This is a genomic window from Methylocystis sp. (assembly GCF_046349115.1).
Classification (GTDB): Bacteria; Pseudomonadota; Alphaproteobacteria; order Rhizobiales; family Beijerinckiaceae; genus Methylocystis.
The window spans coordinates 834,935-854,859 of sequence record NZ_JAXMCX010000001.1 but is presented as its reverse complement, the minus strand read 5'-3'; the positions used below and the strand labels follow the sequence as shown (position 1 = coordinate 854,859).

Sequence of the window (19,925 nt, the reverse complement as noted above, 5' to 3'; positions counted from 1 at the left end):
CGCGCTTGGGGCGACCCGACGAAGCCCAGGTTTCTTTGGACGATTCGACGCCGAACGTCCACAATGGTCCAAATTGCTCAGCCTCATTCTCCGGGGGGTTTTTGATGCGCTTAAGACTGTCGCTAATGATTGCGGCGTTGCTCGCCGCCGCTCCAGGCCGCGCCGCCGCTTTCGAGGCCTATGTGGCGGCGGACATGCCGCTGCAGATAAGCCCCAATGTCGAGGCGCGGCCGGTGACGACCTTGGGCGCGAATATCCCCTTCAATGTGATGGGCTGCGGCCGCTGGTGCCAAGTGCAATATGGCGGGACGGCGGGCTATGTCCCGGCGGAATTGGTCATTCCCGGCGCGCCGCCGCCCAATCCCGCCGATCCGACGGCGCCGCTGTCGCTGCCCATCGCCGCGCCGGGCCTGCTCAGCGACGGCTATGCGCCGCGCACGGATTACGGCTATGGCTGGACGCCTGTTTTAGGGAGCTCGCCCGAGCCCGAATGTGGAGGCGCGCGACGCGGTCGCTGCGGCAAGCGCAAGACCGTTCACCGCGAGATGCGCGACAAGCCGCCCATGTAGGGCCGCAGCACGCGCGGCACGTCGACCGAGCCGTCTTCCTGCTGATAATTCTCCAGCACCGCGACCATGGCGCGGCCGACCGCGACGCCGGAGCCGTTGAGCGTGTGGACAAAACGCGGCCCCTTGCTCTCAGCGGGGCGATAACGCGCGTTCATGCGCCGCGCCTGGAAGTCGCCGCAGACCGAGCAGGAGGAAATCTCGCGATATTTCCCCTGCCCCGGCAGCCACACTTCAAGGTCATATGTTTTTTGCGAGGCGAAGCCCATGTCGCCGGTGCAGAGCACGACCTTGCGATAGGGCAGTTCGAGAAGCTGCAACACCTTCTCGGCGCATTCAGTCATGCGCTCATGTTCTACGAGCGATTGCTCCGGCGTCGTGATCGACACCAGTTCGACCTTGTAGAACTGATGCTGCCGGATCATGCCGCGCGTATCCTTGCCGGCGGCGCCCGCCTCGGCGCGAAAGCAATAGGTGCCGGCGGTCATACGCATCGGCAATTGCGCTTCGTCGAGAATGGATTCGCGCACGAGATTGGTGAGCGGCACTTCGGCCGTGGGGATAAGCCAGAACTGCTCCTGTGCAGGCACCCGCTCAACGACCGTGTTGTAGAATTTAACCTTCTCCTCAAGCGCAACTTCGTTAGCTTTTTTTCCCAGCGCCGCAGCAGCTTCCTCTCGGGCTAATTCATCCAACTTTGTGTAAAACTCGCTATTGGAAATTCCTCGCCCGGCAGAAAACTGATCCTCCCGAAACTTCGGCAATTGCGCCGTGCCGAACATCGCGTCGTCGCGCACCAGCAGCGGCGGGCTGACCTCCATGTAGTCATGCTCGTTCGTGTGCAGATCGAGCATGAATTGCGCGAGCGCGCGCTCCAACCGCGCCAGACCGCCCTTGTTGACGACGAAACGCGCGCCGGAAATTTTCGCGGCCGTTTCGAAATCCATCAGCGACAGACCTTCGCCGATTTCAAAATGCTCTTTCGGCGTAAAGTCGAAATTGCGCGGCGCGCCCCAGCGCGCGACCTCGACATTGTCGTTCTCGTCGGCGCCGTCCGGGACTTCATCGAGCGGAATGTTGGGAATGCTCGCCAGCGCGTTGTCGAGTTCGGCGATCGCATAGCGCTCGGCGTCCTCAAGCGCCGGCCAGTTCTCTTTGATCGACGCGACTTCAGCTTTGAGCGCTTCAGCTTTGGCGCTGTCTCCCGCCTTCATTGCCGCGCCGATTTCTTTCGACGCCGCATTGCGCCGCTCCTGCGCCTTCTGCAAGGCGCCGATCGCCGCGCGGCGGGCGTCATCAAACGCGAGAAGCTGCGCCGACAGCGGCTCCAACCCGCGCCGCTTGCGGCCGCGATCAAAAATTTCAGCGTTCTCGCGAATCCACTTGATGTCGTACATGGCTCTTCGGCAGTGATCGAGTGACAACGGGCCGTCATGGCCGGGCTTGTCTCGGCCATCCACGCCGAGCGGCTTCGGTCAAATGACGGAATATGCGCAGCGGCGCCGCGTAGATGCCCGCGACAAGCGCGGGCATGACGCGGGAGGCTCAGCGCGCCACCTTCTCCCGCAGGCGCGAGAGGCGGTCAAGCGCCGAGAAACCGCCGACGCGCTCATGGCTTCGACACAAATACTACAACCGATGGTTGTATTCCTGCTCATGGCCGGGCGCCGTCTACATCGCCGCCGGCCAGTCCAGGCAAAGCGGGCGGCCGGCTGCAAATCCAAGTTCCGGCTTCCGCGAAAGCAATTTGGAGGAAAATCAGATGAATAAGCTTAATCGCGCCATCCTGGCTTTGACGTTTCTTGGCGGACCCGCCTTTGCGGATTCGATCGACGCCGTGCAGATCAATGGGTCGATCGGCGGCCAGGGCGGTCATCACACATTGGTCATCGACGGCATCACCTGCAAACTGAAAAACTCGACCTTCGGTCAGAGCCAAGGCTGCAACTACACGCTGTCGGGCGGCATCGACGCGGAAGGCAAGGGCTCGGTCAAGGCGAGCACCGGCAATTCGGGCTGCAGCGCCACCTGCGAGTGAGGCGCTTAGCGGATGACGTTACGCCCGCTCCTCCTTGCGGAGCGGGCATTCGCCTCTCTGGCGCCTGCACGCTATGACGTTGCGCGCGCCGCGGCGCGCTTCTTCTCGACCATGCGCACGGCGTAGATCGACGCCTCATAAAGCAGCACGCCCGGCAGCGCGAGGGCGAGCTGCGAGAAAATGTCGGGCGGCGTCAATATCGCCGCGACGATGAAGACCAGCACGATCGCATAGCGCCGCTTCTCTTTTAAAAACTCCGAGGTGACGATGCCGACCTGCCCAAGCAGAGTCAGCACCACCGGCAGCTGAAACACGATGCCGAAGGCAAGCACCAGCGTCATGATCAGCGACAAATATTCGGAGACGCGCGGCAACAATTCGATCTGCGCCCTGCCCGGCTCATTCGCCTGCTGCATGCCTAGGAAGAAGCGCAGCAGATTGGGCATCACCAGAAAATAAACGACAAGCGCGCCGAGCGCGAAAAATATCGGCGTCGCGAAAAGATAGGGCCGAAAGGCGGCGCGTTCGTGCCGATAAAGTCCCGGCGCGACGAAGGCGTAAATCTGCGCGAACACGATCGGACAGGAGAGAAAGGCCGCCGTAAACAGCGCCACCTTGATCTGGGTGAAGAAATATTCCTGCGGCGCAGTATAGATCAGCCGGGCCTCGGGACCGGCGACCTGCGTGTAGGGAATGACCAGCAGATTGTAGATGTCCTTGGCGAAGAAGAAGGAGATCACGAACATCGCCAGAAAGGCGAGCAGCGCCTTGATCAGGCGTTCGCGCAATTCCATCAGATGTTCGATCAGCGGCGCCTTGCTGGCCTCGATTTCGGCTTCGTCGGCCTCGTTCATGCGCCGGCCTTCTTCGACAAATCCGACTGGTGGTTTTCAGGAAATTCAACGGGCTCAGCCTGAGGAGCGGCCGGAGGACGCGTCTCGAAGGACGCGTCGTCGTCCGTCGCAACGCCGCTGCGCGGCGCGCCTTCAATCGCGCCGACGATCTGCTTGCGGGCCTCGGCCATCGGATCGAACACCGCGTCGAGCTTCACGCTCTCCTTGATGGCGTCGCGCATCCCGCTGACCTCCTTGTGCAAATCGTCGAGTTCCGCTTCGCGCATCGCCTCCATGAACTGACCCTGAAACTCGGAGGCCATGCGGCGCATCTTTCCGGTGAACTGGCCGAGCGTGCGCAAAACGCGCGGCAGATCCTTCGACGGGATCGCAATCAGCGCGACGATGGCGATGACGATCAGCTTGCCGGGTTCAAGATCGAACATGCGTGTGGCTCGGGCCCTGCGCCCTCCCTTTGAGAGGAAAGGTCGAAGCGCGAAGCGCTTCGGGGTGGGGTGACGACGGCGAGGTTTAGGGGCGCTTTAGCCCCACTCCGCGCTTTCAGCGCGACCCTCCCCCTCAAGGGGAGGGAGTCAACGCTAAACTTTTTTGGTTTCGGAGGACTTCTCTTCGCCGATTTTCTCCGCCGCCTGATGCTGCAGCGACTTTGGCGTTTCCTTCACATCGGCGACGTCATCCTCCGCCATGCCCTTCTTGAAGGCCTTGATGCCCTTGGCGACATCGCCCATCACGTCGGAAATCTTGAACTTGCCGCCAAAGAAAATGAAGGCGACGGCGCCGACGATGATCCAATGCCAGATCGACAGACCGCCCATGGCGCGCATCCTTTTTTTGAGAGAAAACCGGCACGGCCGGCGTTTGCCCGGAAACTATGCGCCTACTGCCTTAAAAACAAGGACTGGAAGCGCTGCCGGCTGCGCCGCTCGCGTCTAACAATATGCAGGAGGGTTCATCGCCTGGGCGCGCCACGCCCCGGCGCCTTCAAAGCTCGTCGTCGTCCGGCTCCTCGGGCGCTTCCAGCAACTCGGGCTCGTCAGGAAACTCCATCTCGAGCAGCGCCGGCGCTTCGTCCTCGAGCGGCTCTTCGTCGTCCCGCAAAGCGGCGTCATCCGAGGGCTGCGGCACGCCGAAGCCCTTGGGGAGGCGCCCGTCGAAGAGGCCGGCGCCCTTGAGTTCGTCGAGCCCCGGCAGATCGCCGATCTGTTCCAGCCCGAAATGCATCAGGAAGGCGTCGGTCGTGCCATAGGTGATCGGCCGCCCTGGCGCCTTGCGGCGACCGCGCAGCCTGATCCAGCCGGTGTCGAGCAGCACGTCGAGCGTGCCCTTGGAAATCGCCACGCCGCGGATTTCTTCGATCTCGGCGCGGGTCGTCGGCTGGTGATAGGCGATGATCGCCAGCGTCTCCAGAGCGGCGCGGGAAAGTTTCTTCTGCTCGACCTGCTCGCGGGCGAGGATCCAGTTGAGGTCGGCGGCGGTCCGGAAAAACCACTTCCTGCCGACGCGGGTGAGGTTGACGCCACGCTCAGCATAATGGGCGCGCAGCCGCTCAAGCACGCGGTCGAGCTCGACGCCCGCTTCGAGACGGCGCGCCATTTCGGCTTCGTCGAGCGGCTCGGCGGAGGCGAAAAGCAGCGCCTCGATGAAGCGCTCCGCCTCGCGCAGCCGAGCCTCGGGACGGGCAAGCTCGTCGTCGCTGTTCACGTCAAACAGTTCGATTTTCTCCGCAGCCTGCGCCACGACGCGTTCTCCTATTTGTCCTGGCTAAACGCGCCGGCAGAATCTTCCGCTTGCGCCGGCGCGCGCCGCCGCACCCAGAGCGGCGCGAAGTGCCGGTCCTGACGTAAATCGAACCGCCCCTCCCGCACCATTTCGAGCGAAGCGGTGAAGGCCGAGGCGCGCACGGTGCGCGCCGTCTGCATGTCGACACAGTAATGAAGCAAAAAATCGTCCAGCACCGTCCATTCGGTCGCGACGCCGACGAGCCGTTCCAGCGCCTCGCGCGCCTCGGCCAGAGACCAGACCGCGCGCTGGCGCAGCACCACGCGCGAAGTCGCGGTCTTCTGGCGCTGGCGGGCGTAGGCCGAGAGAAGGTCGTAAAGGCTCGCCTGGAATTTCGGATGCGAGATGGTCTCGACCCCCTCCGGCCCGCCGCGCAGAAACATGTCGCGGCCGAGCCTGGCGCGTTCGGTGAGTTTGTCAGCGGCGCGGCGCATCAGCTCCAGCCGGCGCAACCGTTCGGCGAGCGCGGCGGCGAGATCGGACGCCGAAGGCTCTTCGCCCTTGGGGGGCTCGGGCAGCAGCAGCCGCGATTTCAGGAAGGCGAGCCAGGCCGCCATCACCAGATAGTCGGCGGCAAGCTCCAGCCGCAGCCGGCGCGCGGCCTCGACGAAGGCGAGATATTGCTCGGCGAGCGCGAGGATTGAAATACGGGCGAGGTCGACCTTCTGACGACGCGCGAGTTCGAGCAGCAGGTCGAGCGGGCCCTCGAACCCGTCGACGTCGACGAGAAAGGCTTCTTCGCCCGCGCCGCGGGGCTCGTCCATTTCGAAGCTCAATTCCTGCGCCATAGGAAGCTTTGCGTCTGTTTCCGTTGCCGAATCAGCCGCTGCGAGCGACTCGCTCCGAGAGTGGCCCCTAAGGCCCGCAATCGCAAGCGCCGCCTGCGCTTTAGGACGCCCGTCCACAGGAGAGGCCGCTTGGCGGTCGCAGGAGCTTTGGCGAGCCTGGAGGCTCGCGTTCCAAGGCGCATCCAGGACCGCGAGGCTCCATTCTCGCATGGTTTCGAACAAGCCGGGGTTGGCGTATGGAATTCACCGCGCCGCCCTAGCGGAAGGGATCGACAATCCGCAGATTGTCGATCACCTGCCCGTGCGAAAGGTCCTCGGAATAGAGCCGAGCGCACCCTTGGGCCTGCGCCGCGGCGATAATGGCGGCGTCCCAGTAGGAAAAGCCATAGCGCGATTTGACGTCGAGCGCGGCGTTGACGATCGCCGGCGTGATGTCCTGAACTTGAAATCTCTCCCATGCGCGCACCAGACCGGCGGCGATATCTTGCGGCAGAGCGTCGGCGCGCGAGGGACGAGTGGCCTGAACGTAGAACTCTTGCAGAACCTGGGTCGAAAGACTCCAGTCATCCTGATCCAGGAGCGCAATCGCGCGTTCGCGCTTTTCCGACTCAGACGGATCGCGGCTGATCGAATAGAGCAGAATATTGGTGTCGAGAAAGCCGATCACGCTTTTGGTCGCGCAGTTCGCCTGTCGTGAAGGCTCTCGCGCGACAGCTGGTCGGAAGCGCAAAATTCTTGGATTTGAGCGCGCAGTTCCTGCTCCTGGCGCTTCAGCCGCTCGAAGGCCGACCCTTCCGAAGCGAATTCGGTCAGGAAGCGGCGAACGACGGCCGATACGGAAGTATCCTCCCGCGCCGCCCTGATCCGCGCGCGGCGATAGAGTTCATCATCCAGTGAAACTGTGATATTTTTCATGTTATCACAGTAATACTGGATATCGAGGAAGCGCAAGCGATCCGATCATCGGTGGCCTGGCATCCGGCACGTTGGAGCGCGATCGCCCAAAATGCATCTGATCCGAATTCCGGCTGATCGGTTCGCTTGGCCGAAGGCCTGACCGGAAATCCAGCGCCAATCCAAGAACGCTGGTTTTGCTCTGGATTCCAGATCGCGCGCGTTGCGCGCGTCTGGAATGACAGTCGAGCAGATCAGCCGGAATTCGTATGACTTGATCCATCCCGTGCGCGCGCCTCATCGGCGGGACGGAGGGACGGCGCAGCCGCCTTTTTGGCTGGGGGTCTTGCTTGGCGCGGCGTGTTTGATATTCGAGCGGGTCGTCTGGATCGGCGCGTTATTCTGGTTTGCCGAACCATTCTCTGAATTCGCCGCCGCCTTGAAGCTTTCCGGAGGCTCCTCTCCGACCGCGGGATGCGTTCCCAATATCGCGGCGATCGCGACCACAATCGACGCAGGCGTGACTGGTTTCATGAGTCTATCCTTAGTCTATCCTATGAGGCGCGCCGCGTTGGCTCGCGGCGGCGGTCGCTCGCGGCGACCCGCGAAAAGGACGGAGGCGCGCGCATTCGGCGACGCTGTCACAATAGCACTGCTTAAGAGCCGGCGAGCCAGGCGCGCTCACGCTGCCGCCGACATCGCCGCCTCGAATTCGCTGGTCGCTTCGGCCGCGTCAAAGGGCTCGATCCGCCGCACGCATTCGAGCGCCTTTTCGGCCCGCGCCAGCGCCTTGCCCGCCAACGTCGGCGCGCCTTCGGCGACCGGCCGCGCTTCGGCGAGGTCGCCGTTGCAATGCAGGACCATGTCGCATCCCGCCCCGATCGCGCGCTCGGCGCGCTGTCGGAAGCCGCCGGTCAATGCCTTCATCGACAAATCATCGGTCATCAGCAGGCCGTCGAAGGCGATACGGCCGCGGATGATTTCCCCGATTACGGTCTTCGACAGCGTAGCGGGCGCCGTCGCGTCTATATGCGTATAGACGACATGGGCGCTCATCGCCATCGGCAGATCGGCGTTGGCCTTGAACGGCGCGAAATCGACCGCCTTTAGCTCCTCGCGGCTCGCCTCGACGACCGGCAGCTCCAGATGGCTGTCGGCGCGGGCGCGCCCGTGCCCGGGGATATGTTTCATCACCGGCGCGACGCCGCCGGCCATCAGCCCTTCCGCCGCCGCGCGGCCGAGCGTCGCGACGCGCGCCGGGTCGCGGCTATAGGCGCGGTCGCCGATGATATTGTGCGCGCCCTCCGACGGCGCGTCGAGCACCGGCAGGCAATCCACGTCGATTCCAACTTGCCGCAGATCATGGGCGATCAGCCGCGCGCCGAGCCAGGCGAGCCGCTCGGCCTGGGCCGCGTCGGCGCCCGCCGCCTCGAAGCGCGCCGCTGCGGGATAGGCGCGCCAATGGGGCGGTCCGAGCCGCTGGACGCGACCGCCTTCCTGATCGACCAATATCGGCGCCTCGCGGCCGAGGGCGTCGCGAATGTCGGCGGTCAGTCGAGACAGCAGCGCGGGCGCGTCGATATTGCGGCGAAAGAGGATGACGCCCCACGGCGCCGCTTCTCGCAGGAACGCGCGCTCTTCGTCGTCGAGCGCGACGCCCTTTAGTCCGCAGATGAAAGCGCGCATGGCTTCGCGTCAGTTCCCCGCAACGAAGCAGGCGCCGCCCGAAGCCTTCACCTTGCCGCAAATCGCGTTGGCGGACTCCTTGCTCACGCCCGCGACGCGCACGCGGTAGACCGTCTTGTCGTTGACCGTCGCCATTTTGAACGTCGGTCTCCGCCCGCCAAGCTGTGCGCGATATTTTTCGGCGACAGACTTCATCAAGGCGCGCGCATCCGCCTCGCTGCCGGTCGCGCCAAACTGCACGGCGAATCCGCCCGTGCTTGGCGCGGCCGCCTGATCGGCATCAGCTTCGGGCGCCGCGGCGTCCGGCGCTTCGTCGGCCGCGGCCGGCTTCGCGGCGACGGGCTTCGGCTTAGCGATCCGCGGCGGAGTCGCGGTCGGCTTCGCCTGGCTCGGGGGAGTCGCGGTCGCGGCGGCCGTGGCGGCGGCGCTGGCGGCGGGCGCCGCTTCCGGCGCGGGCCGGCTCGCCACGGCGACGGCCGGCGGCAGCGCTTCCGCATCGACCCGGCTTCCGTCCGGACGCACCGTGACGGTCTTGACCCTTTTTGGCGCGGACGCCGGCGGCGGCTCATGGGGCAGATCAACCGGCCCGTCGCCAAGCTGCGCCGCTTTCGGCGTCACGGCGGGATCGACCGCCTGCTCCTGATTGGTGACGACCTTCTGAACCGGCGCCTGCTCCTTGCGGTCGAGCACCACGGCCCCGCTGGCGTCAGCCGCGGCCTCGGTCTCGGCGGTTGGCTTGACCTTTACCGGTCCATCAGGCGCCGTGATCGTCGCGATCTCGCGGGAGGCGTTGGAGCCGCTGCGATGCCAGAAGGCGAAGCCGATGCTGAGAACCGCCACGAGCGAAATCGCGACGACGGCGTGCCATGGCCTGAACCAGGAGCGCCAGCCGCCGTCATATTGGGGCTCGTATTCGCCATCGTCATGGCCATAGTCGAGATAGGCCGAATCTTCGCTCCAATTGGCGTCGCCTTCGTAATAGCCGGTCTCGTAGGCCGCCTGCTGCGGATCATGACTCGGTGGCAGTACCTGGTCGCCAGGGCCGGCCGAATAGGTGCGCGCCAGGGGCTGCTCGATCGCCGGCTCCGGATAAAAGGGCGGTTCCGGCGCCACGGCCGGCGCGGCGTCATAGGAGCCCCGAAGGTCCGAAGCCTGCGCCCGAGGATCATGCGATTTCGCGAGAATTTGCCCATAGGGATCGGTCGCCGCCGGGTCCTCGCCGTGGACCAGTCGCGCGAGTTCGCCAAGCAGATCATCGTCCGCCGAGGCGGGCTGTTTCGCGCCGCGCAGCCGCCGTTCGAACTCTCCAAGGTCGATTGCCGGACCTCTAACGGATGTCTCGCGCATGATACACCTCGCTCGCTGATTCCTGTGGGGCGCGAAGCAAATTGATCGGCGCGTCCGACGCCCGGACGGGGCCCTTCAAGCGTCGATCAGCGCATTTCGTCGGGGGCGCTCACGCCAAGCAGCCTCAAGCCTGACCCCAGGACGATCGCTAGAGAGCCAACCAACGCAATCCGAGCGATGGTCAATTCTCTATCATCAGACTTAACAAAGCGTAATTGCGGCTGATCTTTGCCGCGATTCCAGTGCGAATGGAAGACGCTCGCCAGTTCGTGCAGATAAAAGGCGACCCGGTGGGGCTCATGCGCCGCCGCCGCCGCCTCGATTGCGCGTGGATATTGGGCGATGATCTTGGCCAAGGCAAGCTCGCCCTCATCGGCCAATAAAGCGAGATCCGCTCCGGCCAGGCTCTCGGCCGAGAGGTCGATGTCGGGAAAGGCGGCGAGCGCCTGCCGCAGCGCCGATTTTCCCCGCGCATGGGCATATTGGACATAGAAGACCGGATTGTCCTTCGATTGTTCGATGACCTTGGCGAGATCGAAGTCGAGCGGCGCGTCATTCTTGCGATAGAGCATCATGAAGCGCACGGCGTCGACGCCGACTTCGTCGACGACCTCCCGCAGCGTGACGAAATCCCCTGCCCGCTTCGACATTTTGACCGGCTCGCCGGCGCGCATCAGCCTGACCAGCTGACAGAGCTTCACGTCGAGCGTCACGCGCTTCTCGGAAAGAGCGGCGACCGCCGCGGTCATGCGCTTCACATAGCCGCCGTGATCGGCGCCCCAGACGTCGACCAGCGTGTCGAAGCCGCGGTCGATCTTGTCCTTGTGATAGGCGATGTCGGCGGCGAAATAGGTCGGCGAGCCGTCGGATTTCTTTAAGGCCCGATCGACGTCGTCGCCGAATTGCGTCGATCTGAAGAGCGTCTGCTCGCGGTCTTCCCAGTCCTCAGGCAATTGCCCCTTAGGCGGCGGCAGCCGGCCTTCATAGACGAGGTCCTTCTGACGCAACCACTCGATCGCGGCGTCGATGGGCGAGACGCCGTCTTTCTTTTCGTGCAGCGTCCGCTCGGAGAAGAAGGTTTCATGCGTGATGCCCAGCGCCGCGAGATCGTCGCGGATCATTCCCATCATCGCGTCGATGGCGGCGGCGCGAACCATCGGCAGCCATTCGCTCTCGGGCTTGCCGACGAGCGCGACGCCATGCGTCTTGGCGAGCGCAACTCCAACGGGCTTGAGATAGTCGCCGGGATAGAGCCCTTCCGGGATCGCTATCGTCTCGCCCAACGCCTCGCGGTAGCGCAGATGAGAGGAGCGCGCCAGAACGTCGACCTGGGCGCCGGCGTCGTTGATGTAATATTCCCGCGTCACCGCGCAGCCGGAAAAGGCCAGAAGACTGGCGAGCGCGTCGCCGAAGACCGCGCCGCGGCCATGGCCGACATGCATCGGCCCGGTCGGATTGGCCGAGACATATTCGACATTCGCCTTGCCCTGCAGCGCGCCGGCGCGGCTCTTGGCGACGCGGCCGAAATTTTCCGGATCGCGCAAGGCGGCGCGGAGAACGTCGGCGAAAATCTGCGACTTGAGGCGGATATTGATGAATCCGGGCCCGGCGACTTCAGCGCTCGCGACATTCTCGGTCTCGGCCAGCGCGTGGCAAATCTCGACCGCCAATTCGCGCGGCGACGAAAAATGCGGCTTCGCCTCCTTGGCGAAGACCATGGCGGCGTTCGACGCGAGATCGCCAAGCGTTGGGTCTTTGGGCGGCTCGACGACGAAGCGCGCATGATCGAGCTTCGGCAAACGCCCGTCGGCGGCGATGCGGTCAAGAGTGGCGGCGATGCGGGCGTGAAAGTCGTCGAAAATGTTCATGGAGGTCCGGGCGGGTGGGGTGCGCGGCGGTTTAGCAGAGCCGACGCGCGAACGCACCCCTGGTCGACCCACGCCGCGAAAGGAGGGTCACACCGCCTTCGCCAATGTCTCCGCCACCCAGGCGTTCAGGCTCTTGCCGGCGGCCTCAGCACGCATGGCGGCGCGTGCGTGCAGTTCCGGCGGCACGCGCAACATCAGCTTGCCCGAAAATGGTTTCTGCGGCGCCTCGCCGCGCTCGGCGCAGGTCGACAGATAGAAATCGACCGCCTCATGAAAGGCGTCGCGGATTTCGTCAACTGACGCGCCGTGAAAGGTCACGATGTCGCGAATGCCGGCGACGCGGCCGATGAAATCCTCGTCCTCCTCGCTATAGTCAATGCGGGCGGCGTAGCCCTTATAGGTCATCGGATTCATTGGATCATTCCGGTTCCGGCGTCACGCAGGGAGATCGGGTGAGGCGTGTTTTCCTCACCCTCGTCCTTCGAGACGCGTGCTGCGCACGCTCCTCAGGATGAGGAAGCCCTTCACCCGATTGCACGGCGTCACCCCATTCAGTTCAAGAAATCACGCGCTGCGCGAAACCGAAACGGCTTGGCTTCCGCACCTGCGGTATATCGCTGCTGCCATCGTAAGCAATCATAAAACGATACCACTTCTCTCACCCGCCAAACACCCGCTTCACCTCATTGAGCGCGTAACGATCCGTCATGCCGGCGATGTAGTCGGCGACGATTACCGCGCGTTCGGCGCCTTGCAGGGCGGCGGCCTGCGCCGCCCATTCGGCGGGCATCAGTTCGGGCCGCTCGAAAAAGGCCGGGAACAGGCGCGAGATCGCGTCGCGGGCGCGCTCCCAGACGCCCATGACCTTTTCGTGCCGATACATATTGTCGAAGAGAAACTTCTTGATGTCGCGCTCGGCCTCGGCCATCGGCGGCGAGAGGCCGACGAGGGTTTCTCCCGCTCGCCGCACGTCATCGGCGCTCGCCGGCGCGATGTGGGCCAGACGGCGCAGCGATTCGCTGATCGCATCCTCGACGAAGGCGGTGATGACGCGGCGCACAAGTTCATGGATGACGCGGCCCCGTTCGAGTCCAGGATGCACCTCACGAATCTGCGCGAGAACGCCGGCGATGAAGGGCGTCCGCGCGATGTCGTCGAGCGCGAAGAGTTCGGCGCGCAGCCCGTCGTCGATGTCATGGCCGATATAGGCGATGTCGTCGGCCTGCGCCGCCCCCTGCGCCTCAATGCCGGCGAAAGTCGAAAGGTCTAGCGGAAAGATCGCATCGAACTGCGCGATATAGCGCGGCAGCAGGCGGCCGATGAGCGGCCCATTATGCTTGGCGATGCCTTCGAGCGTCTCCCAGGCGAGATCGAGCCCGTCATAGCGCGCGTAGCGGCGTTCGAGCAGCGTCACGACGCGCAGCGCTTGGGCGTTGTGATCGAAGCCGCCATAGGGCGCCATGCAGGCCTCCAACGCGCCCTCCCCCGCATGGCCGAAGGGCGTATGCCCGAGGTCATGGGCGAGCGCCACGGCCTCGGCGAGGTCCTCGTCGACCCGCAGGGCGCGGGCGAGCGCGCGGGCGATCTGCCCGACCTCGATCGTATGGGTCAGCCGCGTGCGGAAATGATCGCCGTCGAGCGGCACGAAAACTTGCGTCTTATGCGCCAGCCGGCGAAAGGCGGTGCTGTGAATGATACGGTCGCGGTCGCGCTGGAATTCGCTGCGCGTTCGCGACGGCGGCTCCGCATAGAGCCGCCCGCGCGAGCGCGCGGCGTCGCAGGCATAGGCCGCGAGAGGGCCGCGAACCGCCACATTGCGCTCCTTTCATTGAAAGGCCACAGCTTTGGACCTATCTTGCCGCATGGAGCATATCCGCAAAGCGCTGGCGAGACGCGGAATTGGATATGCCGGAATTTTAATTTTCGGGGAGAGTTCCTTTCGATCGCGCGAGCGCGCTCGAACCGCGCTGTAACGCGCGACAGCCCACGCAAGCAAGTGACGGAGAAAGACGGATGACGACGGCGGCAGGCGACATCGCGCTCACCGAACAGGCGGCGCGGCGCATTCACGCGATTCTCGCCAGTGAGTCGCCCGGCGCGGTGTTTCGCATTTCGGTCGAAGGCGGCGGCTGCTCGGGCTTCCAATATCACTTCGCCGTCGATCCCGCGCCCGGCGAAGAGGATGCGCTGCTCGAGCAGAATGGCGCGCGCGTCGCGATCGACCCGTCGTCGATGGGCTTTCTCGCTGGCGCCAAAGTCGACTTCGTCGACGATCTGATGGGACAGTCGTTCCGCATCGACAATCCCAACGCCGTCGCCTCCTGCGGCTGCGGAACGAGCTTCGCGGTCTGAGGCGACAGACCAGATCGCACGCTCGGCGGCATCTTGGAGGTTCGTGCCTTGGACGCGCTTTTCATTGGCCACGCCTATATCGACGTCACCATGCTGGCCGATCGCCTGCCGCACGGCGATCAGAAGACGCTGGCCCGCGACTATGCGGTGAGTTTCGGCGGCAACGCCGTCACCGCAGGCTTCGCCTGCGCCAAGCTCGGCCATCCCGTCGGCCTCTTGACCACGCTCGCGCCCGACTGGCTTGGCCATATGTTCATGGACATGGCCCATAGCTATGGCGTCAATGTCCATCCGCGGCGCGTGTCGCGCTCGTCGCTCTCCTTCGTCTGGCCCAATGACGGCAAGCGTTCGATCCTGCGCGCCCGCGACGACAATTATCTGCAGCCCTTTCCCCGGCTCGACATTTCACAGGCGCGGCTTCTCCATCTCGACGGGCATATGGCCGACGCCGCGCTGCATTACGCCAGGGCGGCGCGGGCCCAGGGCGCGCTGGTCTCGCTCGACGGCGGCGCGCTGCGGCCCTGCATCGAGGAGTTGATGGGCTATGTCGATGTCGCGATCGTCGCCGAGAAACTCTGCGAGCAGATGTCGATGTCGGAACTCGACATGCTCGGCTGGCTGAAAGCCAAGGGCTGCCGGATCGGCGGGGTGACGACCGGCGAGAAGGGCATGTTGTGGTACGACGAAAGCGGCGAGATTTCGCAGATGCCGTCGCTCGCCGTGCCGCACGAACTCATCGTCGACACGTCCGGCGCCGGCGACGTGTTCCACGGCGCCTATTGCGCCTCCTATCTCGAGCGCCCTGACGCGCCCTGGCGCGAACATTTCGAATTTGCCCGCGCCGCCTCGGCGCATAAAATCCAGCATCTCGGCAATGAGGCGGGACTGCCCTCGCCGGGCGATGTGGCGGCGGCGCTCGCCGCCTTCGCTCCGGCCGACGCGCTGAGTCCGGCGTAAGCGGCGCGAGCTGGAATTCTCAACGGGAAGCGGGCTTGGCAAATCGCCCATCGGCCTGTATAGGCGGGACCGCATTCCCCGATAGCTCAGCTGGTAGAGCACGCGACTGTTAATCGCTAGGTCGTAGGTTCGAGTCCTACTCGGGGAGCCATTTCGGAACGAAACTGCCAACGCCCGGCGTCGCCGTTTCCACTCCGTAGCCTCTTCCAGACGCCGCGAGCGTCTGGAGGAGCCTTGGCCTTGAACCCCCTAATCCTAATTCGTCCGTTCCCACTTCAACGCGCTGGACCAGCGCCTGGATGCGGCTTCGTCGAATTCCTGCTTCGCGCGCCCTTATCTTCTTGCGCGCTTCGATCCCGAATCGACGCAAACGCTCAGGGCTCAGCCATGTCCGAGACCGCGTGCGGCCAATCCCGAATCCGGTAATCGCGTCGGCGCAAACGGGGCGGGACGAACCTGCCGAGCGAAGTGGAGCATTTAGTGAAAGCGAACGGCGTCCTGAACACGATCGACGCCAGGATTCGCATTAGGCGCGCTAGGTGACAATGCGGCGCCCGCCGGCGCCGCCGCATGATGGTCGGCGGCGAGCACGAGATAGACGGCCGGCAGAACGAACAGCGTAAAAAGCGTGCCGATCGAGAGGCCCGAGGCGATGACAAGCCCCATATTGTAGCGCGACGCCGCGCCGGCCCCGCTCGCCGCGATGAGCGGCAGCACCCCGAGCACCATGGCGGCGGTCGTCATCAAAATTGGGCGCAACCGAATCGAGGTCGCCTCCAGAATCGCCTCGCGCTTCGACTTGCCGGCATGCTGCAGCTCATTGGCGAATTCGACGATCAAGATGCCATGCTTGCTGATAAGGCCCATCAGCGTCACCAGACCCACCTGCGTATAGATGTTGATGCTCGCGTCGCCGAAGCCGAGCATGATGAACATCAGCGCGCCGGCGATCGACATGGGCACGGAGACGAGAATGATCAGCGGATCGCGAAAGCTCTCGAACTGTGCGGCGAGCGCCAGGAAGATGATGATTAGCGCGAAGCCGAAGGTGGCCACGAAGCCGCTCGACTCCTGGACGAATTGGCGTGACGGGCCGGCATAGTCGATCGTATAGGTCGGCGGCAACACCATGCGCGCGACTGCTTTCAACGTGTCGAGCGCCTCGCCGGCGATGACGCCTGGCGCGGCCACGCCCGAAATCGTCACGGAATTGATCTGCTGGAAGTGATTGAGCGATTCGGGAACGATCATGGTCTCGAGTTTTGCCACGGTAGAAAGCGGCACCGAGGAGCCGTCGGCAGTCTTGATGTAGTAATTAAGAATCTGATCGGGATTCAGGCGAAACCTCTGCTCGACCTGCGGAATGACCTTGTACGAACGACCGGCCAACCCGAAATATTGCGTATAGCCGCCACTCAATGCGGTGGTGAGCGCGCCGCCGACATCGATCATTCTGAGGCCGACCTGCGCCGTCTTTTCGCGGTCGATGACAAGCGACAGCTGCGGCTAGTCGATCTTGAGATCGGTGTCGAGGAACATGAACTTTCCGGTCGCCAAAGCTTTAGCCAAGAATTCGCGGGAGATGGCGTCCATCTTGTCGAACGGGTCGGTGCTCTGAAAGACGAATTGAATGGGCAGGCCCATCGAACCGGGAAGCGGCGGCGGCTGGAAGGCGACGAAGCGCACGCCGGGGACGGCGCTCAGCTCCTGCTGGAGCGTACGCTGTAACGCCTCGGCCCCGACCTTGCGCTCGTCCGCAGGCTTGAGCACCATACCCGCCAGGTTCGACGACGGCGAATTGATCTGAAACACGCTATCCGTCTCGGGATGCTTGGCGATGATCTTATAGGCCTGATCGGCGTAGTACAGCTTTTGCTGGAGAGTGGCGTTCGGCGCCGGCGTCGCTTGCGCCAGAATAATGCCCTGGTCTTCGTTCGGCGCGAGTTCGCTCTTGGCGTTGGAATAGAGCCAATAGATGCTCGCCAGCACCAAACCGCCGAAGACGAGTGTGACTGGGACAAAATTGAGCGAGGAGTCCAACAGGCCGTGATAGCGATCCCTGACGGCGTCCATCCTGGCGTCGATAATGCTGACAATGCGGGATTCGAGCGTCTTATTGTTCGGGTCCGGCGGCTTGAGCGCCAGGGCGCAACTCACCGGGGAGAGGGTGAGCGCGACGATCCCCGACACGGTGACCGCGGACGCTAGCGTAAAAGCGAATTCGACGAAGAGGGCGCCGGTGAGGCCGCCCTGGAAGCCGATCGGCACATAGACGGCGATCAGCACGATCGTCATCGCGACGATCGGTCCGGCGAGTTCGCGCGCCGCCAGCAGCGCCGCGTCGAAAGGCGTCAGGCCTTCGCCAAGATGCCGGTTGACGTTTTCGACGACGATGATCGCGTCGTCGACCACGAGGCCGATCGCCAGCACGAGCGCCAGCAGCGTCAGCAGATTGATCGAAAAGCCGAGCGCAAAAAGAAAAGTCAGGGAGCCGATCAGCGAGAGGGGGATCGCCACGATTGGGATCAGCACCGATCGCCACGATCCCAGAAAGGCGAAGACGACCGCGGTGACGATGAGGACCGCTTCGATCAGCGTGTGAATGACCTCGTCGATGGAGCTGTTCACAAAATTCGTCGTGTCGTAGACGATCTCGCTGTTCAGCCCCTCGGGCAGCGCTTTGACAATGTCGGGATAGGCGTCTTTGACGCCTTTGACGACGTCGAGCAGATTCGCGCTCGGGGCCACCAGAATGCCAATATAGACCGCCTGCTTGCCGTTGAACGACACCGAGGATTCATAGTCGTCGGCGCCGAGCGTGACATTGGCGACGTCTCTCAGCTTCACATTGGCGCCGTTCACCTGCTTGACGACGAGATCGCGAAACTCTTCGAGCGAGTGAAGCGAAGTCGCCGCCGAGAGATTGACCTGCACCCATTGGCCTTTGGTCGAGCCGAGGCCGGCGATATAGTCATTGCCCTGGAGAGAGGCGGCGACTTCGGTCGCCGTGAGGCCATAGGCGGCGAGCTTGACCGGATCGAGCCAGGCTCGAAGCGCGAATGTCTTGCCGCCGATGAGTTCCGCCGTCTGCACGCCCGGTACGGATTGCAGGCGTGGCTGCACGACGCGAATAAGATAATCCGTCACCTGACTCGGCGTCAGCATGTCGCTGTTGAAGCCGATATACATGGCGTCGGTCGTCTGGCCGATCTTGACGGTGATGACGGGACGCTGCACGGCCTGCGGCAATTGGTTGAGCACGGAATCGACCTTGGTGCTGATCTCGGTCAGCGCCTTGCCGGAATCGTAATTGAGCCGCAGATTAGCGGTGATCGTGCTTACGCCGATCTGGCTCGTCGAAGTGAGATAGTCGATGCCGTTCGCCTGCGCGATGGCGTTTTCCAGGGGGGTCGTGACGAAACCGGCGACGGTCGTTGGATCGGCGCCGAAATAGGACGTCATCACCGTGACGACGGCGTTTTGCGTGCGCGGATATTGCAGCACGGGAAGGGTCGTCAGCGATCTCAGGCCAAGCACCAGGATCAGCAGGCTCACCACGGTGGCGAGCACCGGGCGACGCACGAAAATGTCGGTGAAGCGCATCGGCGAAGTCTCCGTTCACTGATCCACGGGTTTGGGATCGGCGTCGACGGGCGGTTGCGGACTTTGCGAAATGGCGAGTGGCGCGCCGTTTCGCAGCTTGACCTGTCCCGCCGTCACGACGGTGGCGCCTTCTGCGACGCCTTCGAGCACCGACACTTGATCGCCGCGCGTCTCGCCGAGGCGAACGAAGGCCTGATGCGCGACGAGTCCGGCGCCTTGCGGCGCTTTCTTGTCGGCGCTCTCCTCGCCTTTTTGCGCGAGGAACACCGAATTGCCGAAAGGCGCGTAGACGATCGCGGTTTGCGGCAGCGTGATGAGGCGTTGGGGCTTGCCGGTCGCGATCTCGACCGAAGCGAACATGCCGGGCCGCAGCTTGCGATCGGCGTTGGCGAGGCTCGCGCGTATCTGCACATTGCGGCTCGCGAGATCCACCTTAGAACTGATGGCGTCGATCTTGCCCTTAAAGCTCTGGCCGGGAAAGGCGTCCACCGTCGCGGTAATCGCCTGGCCGACCGTGACGCCATTCAAGGCCTGCTGGGGAAGGACAAAGTCGAGAAAGATCGGATCGAGCGCCTGCAAAGTCACGATCCCCGTTCCCGCGCCAATATATTGGCCAATATCGACCTGGCGGATGCCGAGCCTTCCGGCGAAGGGCGCAAACAAGGTCTTCTGCGCGATCACCGCCTCCTGCTGCACGACCTGGGCGTTGGCGCTTCTCAGATTGGCGACGTCGGTATCCACCGCGGCTTGGCTCGCGGCATGGATTTTAAGTTGCGCCTGATCGCGGCGCAGGTTGATGGCGTTGAGCTCCGCCGTGGCTTTCAATGATTCGAGCCTGGCATTGTCCGTATCCTTGCGCAGCTCGACGAGAATCTTCCCGGCTTCGACGTCTTCCCCCGATTGGAAGTGAATCTTCTCGACGATGCCCGAGGATTCGAGTGAGAGGTCTGCGCCGTTCACGGCGCGGAACGTGCCGACGGCGGAAAGTTTCGGGAGCCATGGCTCATAGGCCGCCGTGGTCACCGAAACGGTCTGCGGCGGATTGGCCATGGAGGCGAGAAACTGCCCGATCATCATCGAGCGGAAGCTGACGAAGCCGTAAAGGCCGCCGAATACGACGGCGACGCTCCCCAGCATGATCATCATGGGCTTGAACATCGATCCAAGACGGTCTTGCAAAAGCGTCTTAACCG

Annotated in this window: 19 protein-coding genes, 1 tRNA gene and 1 pseudogene; 5 read left to right on the top strand and 16 right to left on the bottom strand. The window is 63.8% G+C overall.

Going from position 1 to position 19,925, the window contains the following annotated elements:
- The first annotated feature begins 125 nt into the window (after nucleotides 1-125).
- Nucleotides 126-569 carry a hypothetical protein gene (locus U1E20_RS04015; protein WP_409979295.1) on the top strand — a complete coding sequence of 148 codons (444 nt, stop codon included), beginning with the start codon at nucleotides 126-128 and terminating at the stop codon, nucleotides 567-569.
- Here U1E20_RS04015 and serS read toward each other — a convergent pair.
- The gene (serS, locus tag U1E20_RS04010; RefSeq protein WP_409979294.1) at nucleotides 536-1,963 is read right to left on the bottom strand and encodes a serine--tRNA ligase; all 1,428 of its coding nucleotides are present in this window, start codon (nucleotides 1,961-1,963) and stop codon (nucleotides 536-538) included. The genes U1E20_RS04015 and serS overlap by 34 nt on opposite strands.
- Before the next feature lie 365 nt (nucleotides 1,964-2,328).
- Here serS and U1E20_RS04005 point away from each other — a divergent pair, with 365 nt between their 5' ends.
- The gene (locus tag U1E20_RS04005) at nucleotides 2,329-2,604 is read left to right on the top strand and encodes a hypothetical protein (protein WP_409979293.1); all 276 of its coding nucleotides are present in this window, start codon (nucleotides 2,329-2,331) and stop codon (nucleotides 2,602-2,604) included.
- A gap of 71 nt (nucleotides 2,605-2,675) precedes the next feature.
- Here the strand turns inward: U1E20_RS04005 and tatC are convergent, their stop codons facing one another.
- The 13 genes from tatC to U1E20_RS03940 all read right to left on the bottom strand — a co-directional run bounded on the left by tatC (nucleotide 2,676) and on the right by U1E20_RS03940 (nucleotide 13,633).
- Nucleotides 2,676-3,458, bottom strand: a complete 783-nt coding sequence (tatC, locus tag U1E20_RS04000; RefSeq protein WP_409979292.1) for a twin-arginine translocase subunit TatC — start codon at nucleotides 3,456-3,458, stop codon at nucleotides 2,676-2,678.
- A complete protein-coding gene (locus U1E20_RS03995; RefSeq protein ID WP_409979291.1) occupies nucleotides 3,455-3,883 on the bottom strand; it encodes a preprotein translocase subunit TatA in 429 nt (142 codons plus the stop codon). The genes tatC and U1E20_RS03995 overlap by 4 nt, the downstream gene beginning before the upstream one ends.
- A gap of 153 nt (nucleotides 3,884-4,036) precedes the next feature.
- Complete coding sequence (locus tag U1E20_RS03990; protein WP_409979290.1) at nucleotides 4,037-4,273, bottom strand: twin-arginine translocase TatA/TatE family subunit; 237 nt, start codon at nucleotides 4,271-4,273, stop codon at nucleotides 4,037-4,039.
- Nucleotides 4,274-4,439: 166 nt separating this feature from the next.
- Nucleotides 4,440-5,195: an SMC-Scp complex subunit ScpB gene (scpB, locus tag U1E20_RS03985; protein WP_409979289.1), complete on the bottom strand. Its 756-nt coding sequence runs from the start codon at nucleotides 5,193-5,195 to the stop codon at nucleotides 4,440-4,442.
- 11 nt (nucleotides 5,196-5,206) lie between these two features.
- Complete coding sequence (locus tag U1E20_RS03980) at nucleotides 5,207-6,025, bottom strand: segregation and condensation protein A (protein WP_409979288.1); 819 nt, start codon at nucleotides 6,023-6,025, stop codon at nucleotides 5,207-5,209.
- A 256-nt stretch (nucleotides 6,026-6,281) separates the two neighbouring features.
- A complete protein-coding gene (locus tag U1E20_RS03975) occupies nucleotides 6,282-6,692 on the bottom strand; it encodes a PIN domain-containing protein (protein WP_409979287.1) in 411 nt (136 codons plus the stop codon).
- Nucleotides 6,689-6,976: a hypothetical protein gene (locus tag U1E20_RS03970; RefSeq protein WP_409979286.1), complete on the bottom strand. Its 288-nt coding sequence runs from the start codon at nucleotides 6,974-6,976 to the stop codon at nucleotides 6,689-6,691. The genes U1E20_RS03975 and U1E20_RS03970 overlap by 4 nt, the downstream gene beginning before the upstream one ends.
- Nucleotides 6,977-7,216: 240 nt before the next feature.
- Nucleotides 7,217-7,453 (bottom strand): hypothetical protein, encoded by a 237-nt coding sequence (locus tag U1E20_RS03965; RefSeq protein ID WP_409979285.1) that lies wholly within the window; start codon nucleotides 7,451-7,453, stop codon nucleotides 7,217-7,219.
- 147 nt (nucleotides 7,454-7,600) lie between these two features.
- Entirely contained in the window at nucleotides 7,601-8,605 is a 1,005-nt protein-coding gene (nagZ, locus tag U1E20_RS03960; RefSeq protein WP_409979284.1) for a beta-N-acetylhexosaminidase, read from the bottom strand.
- Nucleotides 8,606-8,614: 9 nt separating this feature from the next.
- On the bottom strand, nucleotides 8,615-9,952 hold the full coding sequence (locus U1E20_RS03955; RefSeq protein ID WP_409979283.1) for an SPOR domain-containing protein: 1,338 nt from the start codon (nucleotides 9,950-9,952) through the stop codon (nucleotides 8,615-8,617).
- A gap of 86 nt (nucleotides 9,953-10,038) precedes the next feature.
- Nucleotides 10,039-11,820 (bottom strand): arginine--tRNA ligase, encoded by a 1,782-nt coding sequence (gene argS, locus U1E20_RS03950; RefSeq protein ID WP_409979282.1) that lies wholly within the window; start codon nucleotides 11,818-11,820, stop codon nucleotides 10,039-10,041.
- Between the two features lie 87 nt (nucleotides 11,821-11,907).
- Nucleotides 11,908-12,234 (bottom strand): type II toxin-antitoxin system HicB family antitoxin, encoded by a 327-nt coding sequence (locus U1E20_RS03945; RefSeq protein ID WP_409979281.1) that lies wholly within the window; start codon nucleotides 12,232-12,234, stop codon nucleotides 11,908-11,910.
- 244 nt (nucleotides 12,235-12,478) lie between these two features.
- Nucleotides 12,479-13,633, bottom strand: a complete 1,155-nt coding sequence (locus tag U1E20_RS03940) for a deoxyguanosinetriphosphate triphosphohydrolase (protein ID WP_409979280.1) — start codon at nucleotides 13,631-13,633, stop codon at nucleotides 12,479-12,481.
- Nucleotides 13,634-13,833: 200 nt separating this feature from the next.
- On the opposite strand from U1E20_RS03940, the gene U1E20_RS03935 reads away from it, so the two are divergent.
- From U1E20_RS03935 to U1E20_RS03925, 3 genes are all read left to right on the top strand, one after another.
- The gene (locus U1E20_RS03935; protein ID WP_409979279.1) at nucleotides 13,834-14,172 is read left to right on the top strand and encodes a HesB/IscA family protein; all 339 of its coding nucleotides are present in this window, start codon (nucleotides 13,834-13,836) and stop codon (nucleotides 14,170-14,172) included.
- A gap of 48 nt (nucleotides 14,173-14,220) precedes the next feature.
- Nucleotides 14,221-15,129, top strand: coding sequence for a sugar kinase (locus U1E20_RS03930; RefSeq protein ID WP_409979278.1), 909 nt, complete (start codon nucleotides 14,221-14,223; stop codon nucleotides 15,127-15,129).
- 75 nt (nucleotides 15,130-15,204) lie between these two features.
- Nucleotides 15,205-15,280, top strand: a tRNA-Asn gene (locus U1E20_RS03925).
- A 326-nt stretch (nucleotides 15,281-15,606) separates the two neighbouring features.
- Here U1E20_RS03925 and U1E20_RS03920 read toward each other — a convergent pair.
- A pseudogene (locus tag U1E20_RS03920) lies at nucleotides 15,607-18,732 on the bottom strand (efflux RND transporter permease subunit).
- A 15-nt stretch (nucleotides 18,733-18,747) separates the two neighbouring features.
- Entirely contained in the window at nucleotides 18,748-19,890 is a 1,143-nt protein-coding gene (locus U1E20_RS03915; protein WP_409979634.1) for an efflux RND transporter periplasmic adaptor subunit, read from the bottom strand.
- Nucleotides 19,891-19,925: the final 35 nt, after the last annotated feature.

What these genes read in the sequence shown, in the direction of transcription:
- U1E20_RS03945 (WP_409979281.1), bottom strand. Translation starts at nt 12,234, where the DNA reads ATGAATCCGATGACCTATAAGGGCTACGCCGCCCGCATTGACTATAGC.
- argS (WP_409979282.1), bottom strand. Translation starts at nt 11,820, where the DNA reads ATGAACATTTTCGACGACTTTCACGCCCGCATCGCCGCCACTCTTGAC.
- nagZ (WP_409979284.1), bottom strand. Translation starts at nt 8,605, where the DNA reads ATGCGCGCTTTCATCTGCGGACTAAAGGGCGTCGCGCTCGACGACGAA.
- U1E20_RS04005 (WP_409979293.1), top strand. Translation starts at nt 2,329, where the DNA reads ATGAATAAGCTTAATCGCGCCATCCTGGCTTTGACGTTTCTTGGCGGA.
- U1E20_RS03955 (WP_409979283.1), bottom strand. Translation starts at nt 9,952, where the DNA reads ATGCGCGAGACATCCGTTAGAGGTCCGGCAATCGACCTTGGAGAGTTC.
- tatC (WP_409979292.1), bottom strand. Translation starts at nt 3,458, where the DNA reads ATGAACGAGGCCGACGAAGCCGAAATCGAGGCCAGCAAGGCGCCGCTG.
- U1E20_RS03990 (WP_409979290.1), bottom strand. Translation starts at nt 4,273, where the DNA reads ATGGGCGGTCTGTCGATCTGGCATTGGATCATCGTCGGCGCCGTCGCC.
- U1E20_RS04015 (WP_409979295.1), top strand. Translation starts at nt 126, where the DNA reads ATGATTGCGGCGTTGCTCGCCGCCGCTCCAGGCCGCGCCGCCGCTTTC.
- U1E20_RS03980 (WP_409979288.1), bottom strand. Translation starts at nt 6,025, where the DNA reads ATGGCGCAGGAATTGAGCTTCGAAATGGACGAGCCCCGCGGCGCGGGC.
- U1E20_RS03935 (WP_409979279.1), top strand. Translation starts at nt 13,834, where the DNA reads ATGACGACGGCGGCAGGCGACATCGCGCTCACCGAACAGGCGGCGCGG.
- serS (WP_409979294.1), bottom strand. Translation starts at nt 1,963, where the DNA reads ATGTACGACATCAAGTGGATTCGCGAGAACGCTGAAATTTTTGATCGC.
- U1E20_RS03965 (WP_409979285.1), bottom strand. Translation starts at nt 7,453, where the DNA reads ATGAAACCAGTCACGCCTGCGTCGATTGTGGTCGCGATCGCCGCGATA.
- U1E20_RS03995 (WP_409979291.1), bottom strand. Translation starts at nt 3,883, where the DNA reads ATGTTCGATCTTGAACCCGGCAAGCTGATCGTCATCGCCATCGTCGCG.
- U1E20_RS03915 (WP_409979634.1), bottom strand. Translation starts at nt 19,890, where the DNA reads ATGTTCAAGCCCATGATGATCATGCTGGGGAGCGTCGCCGTCGTATTC.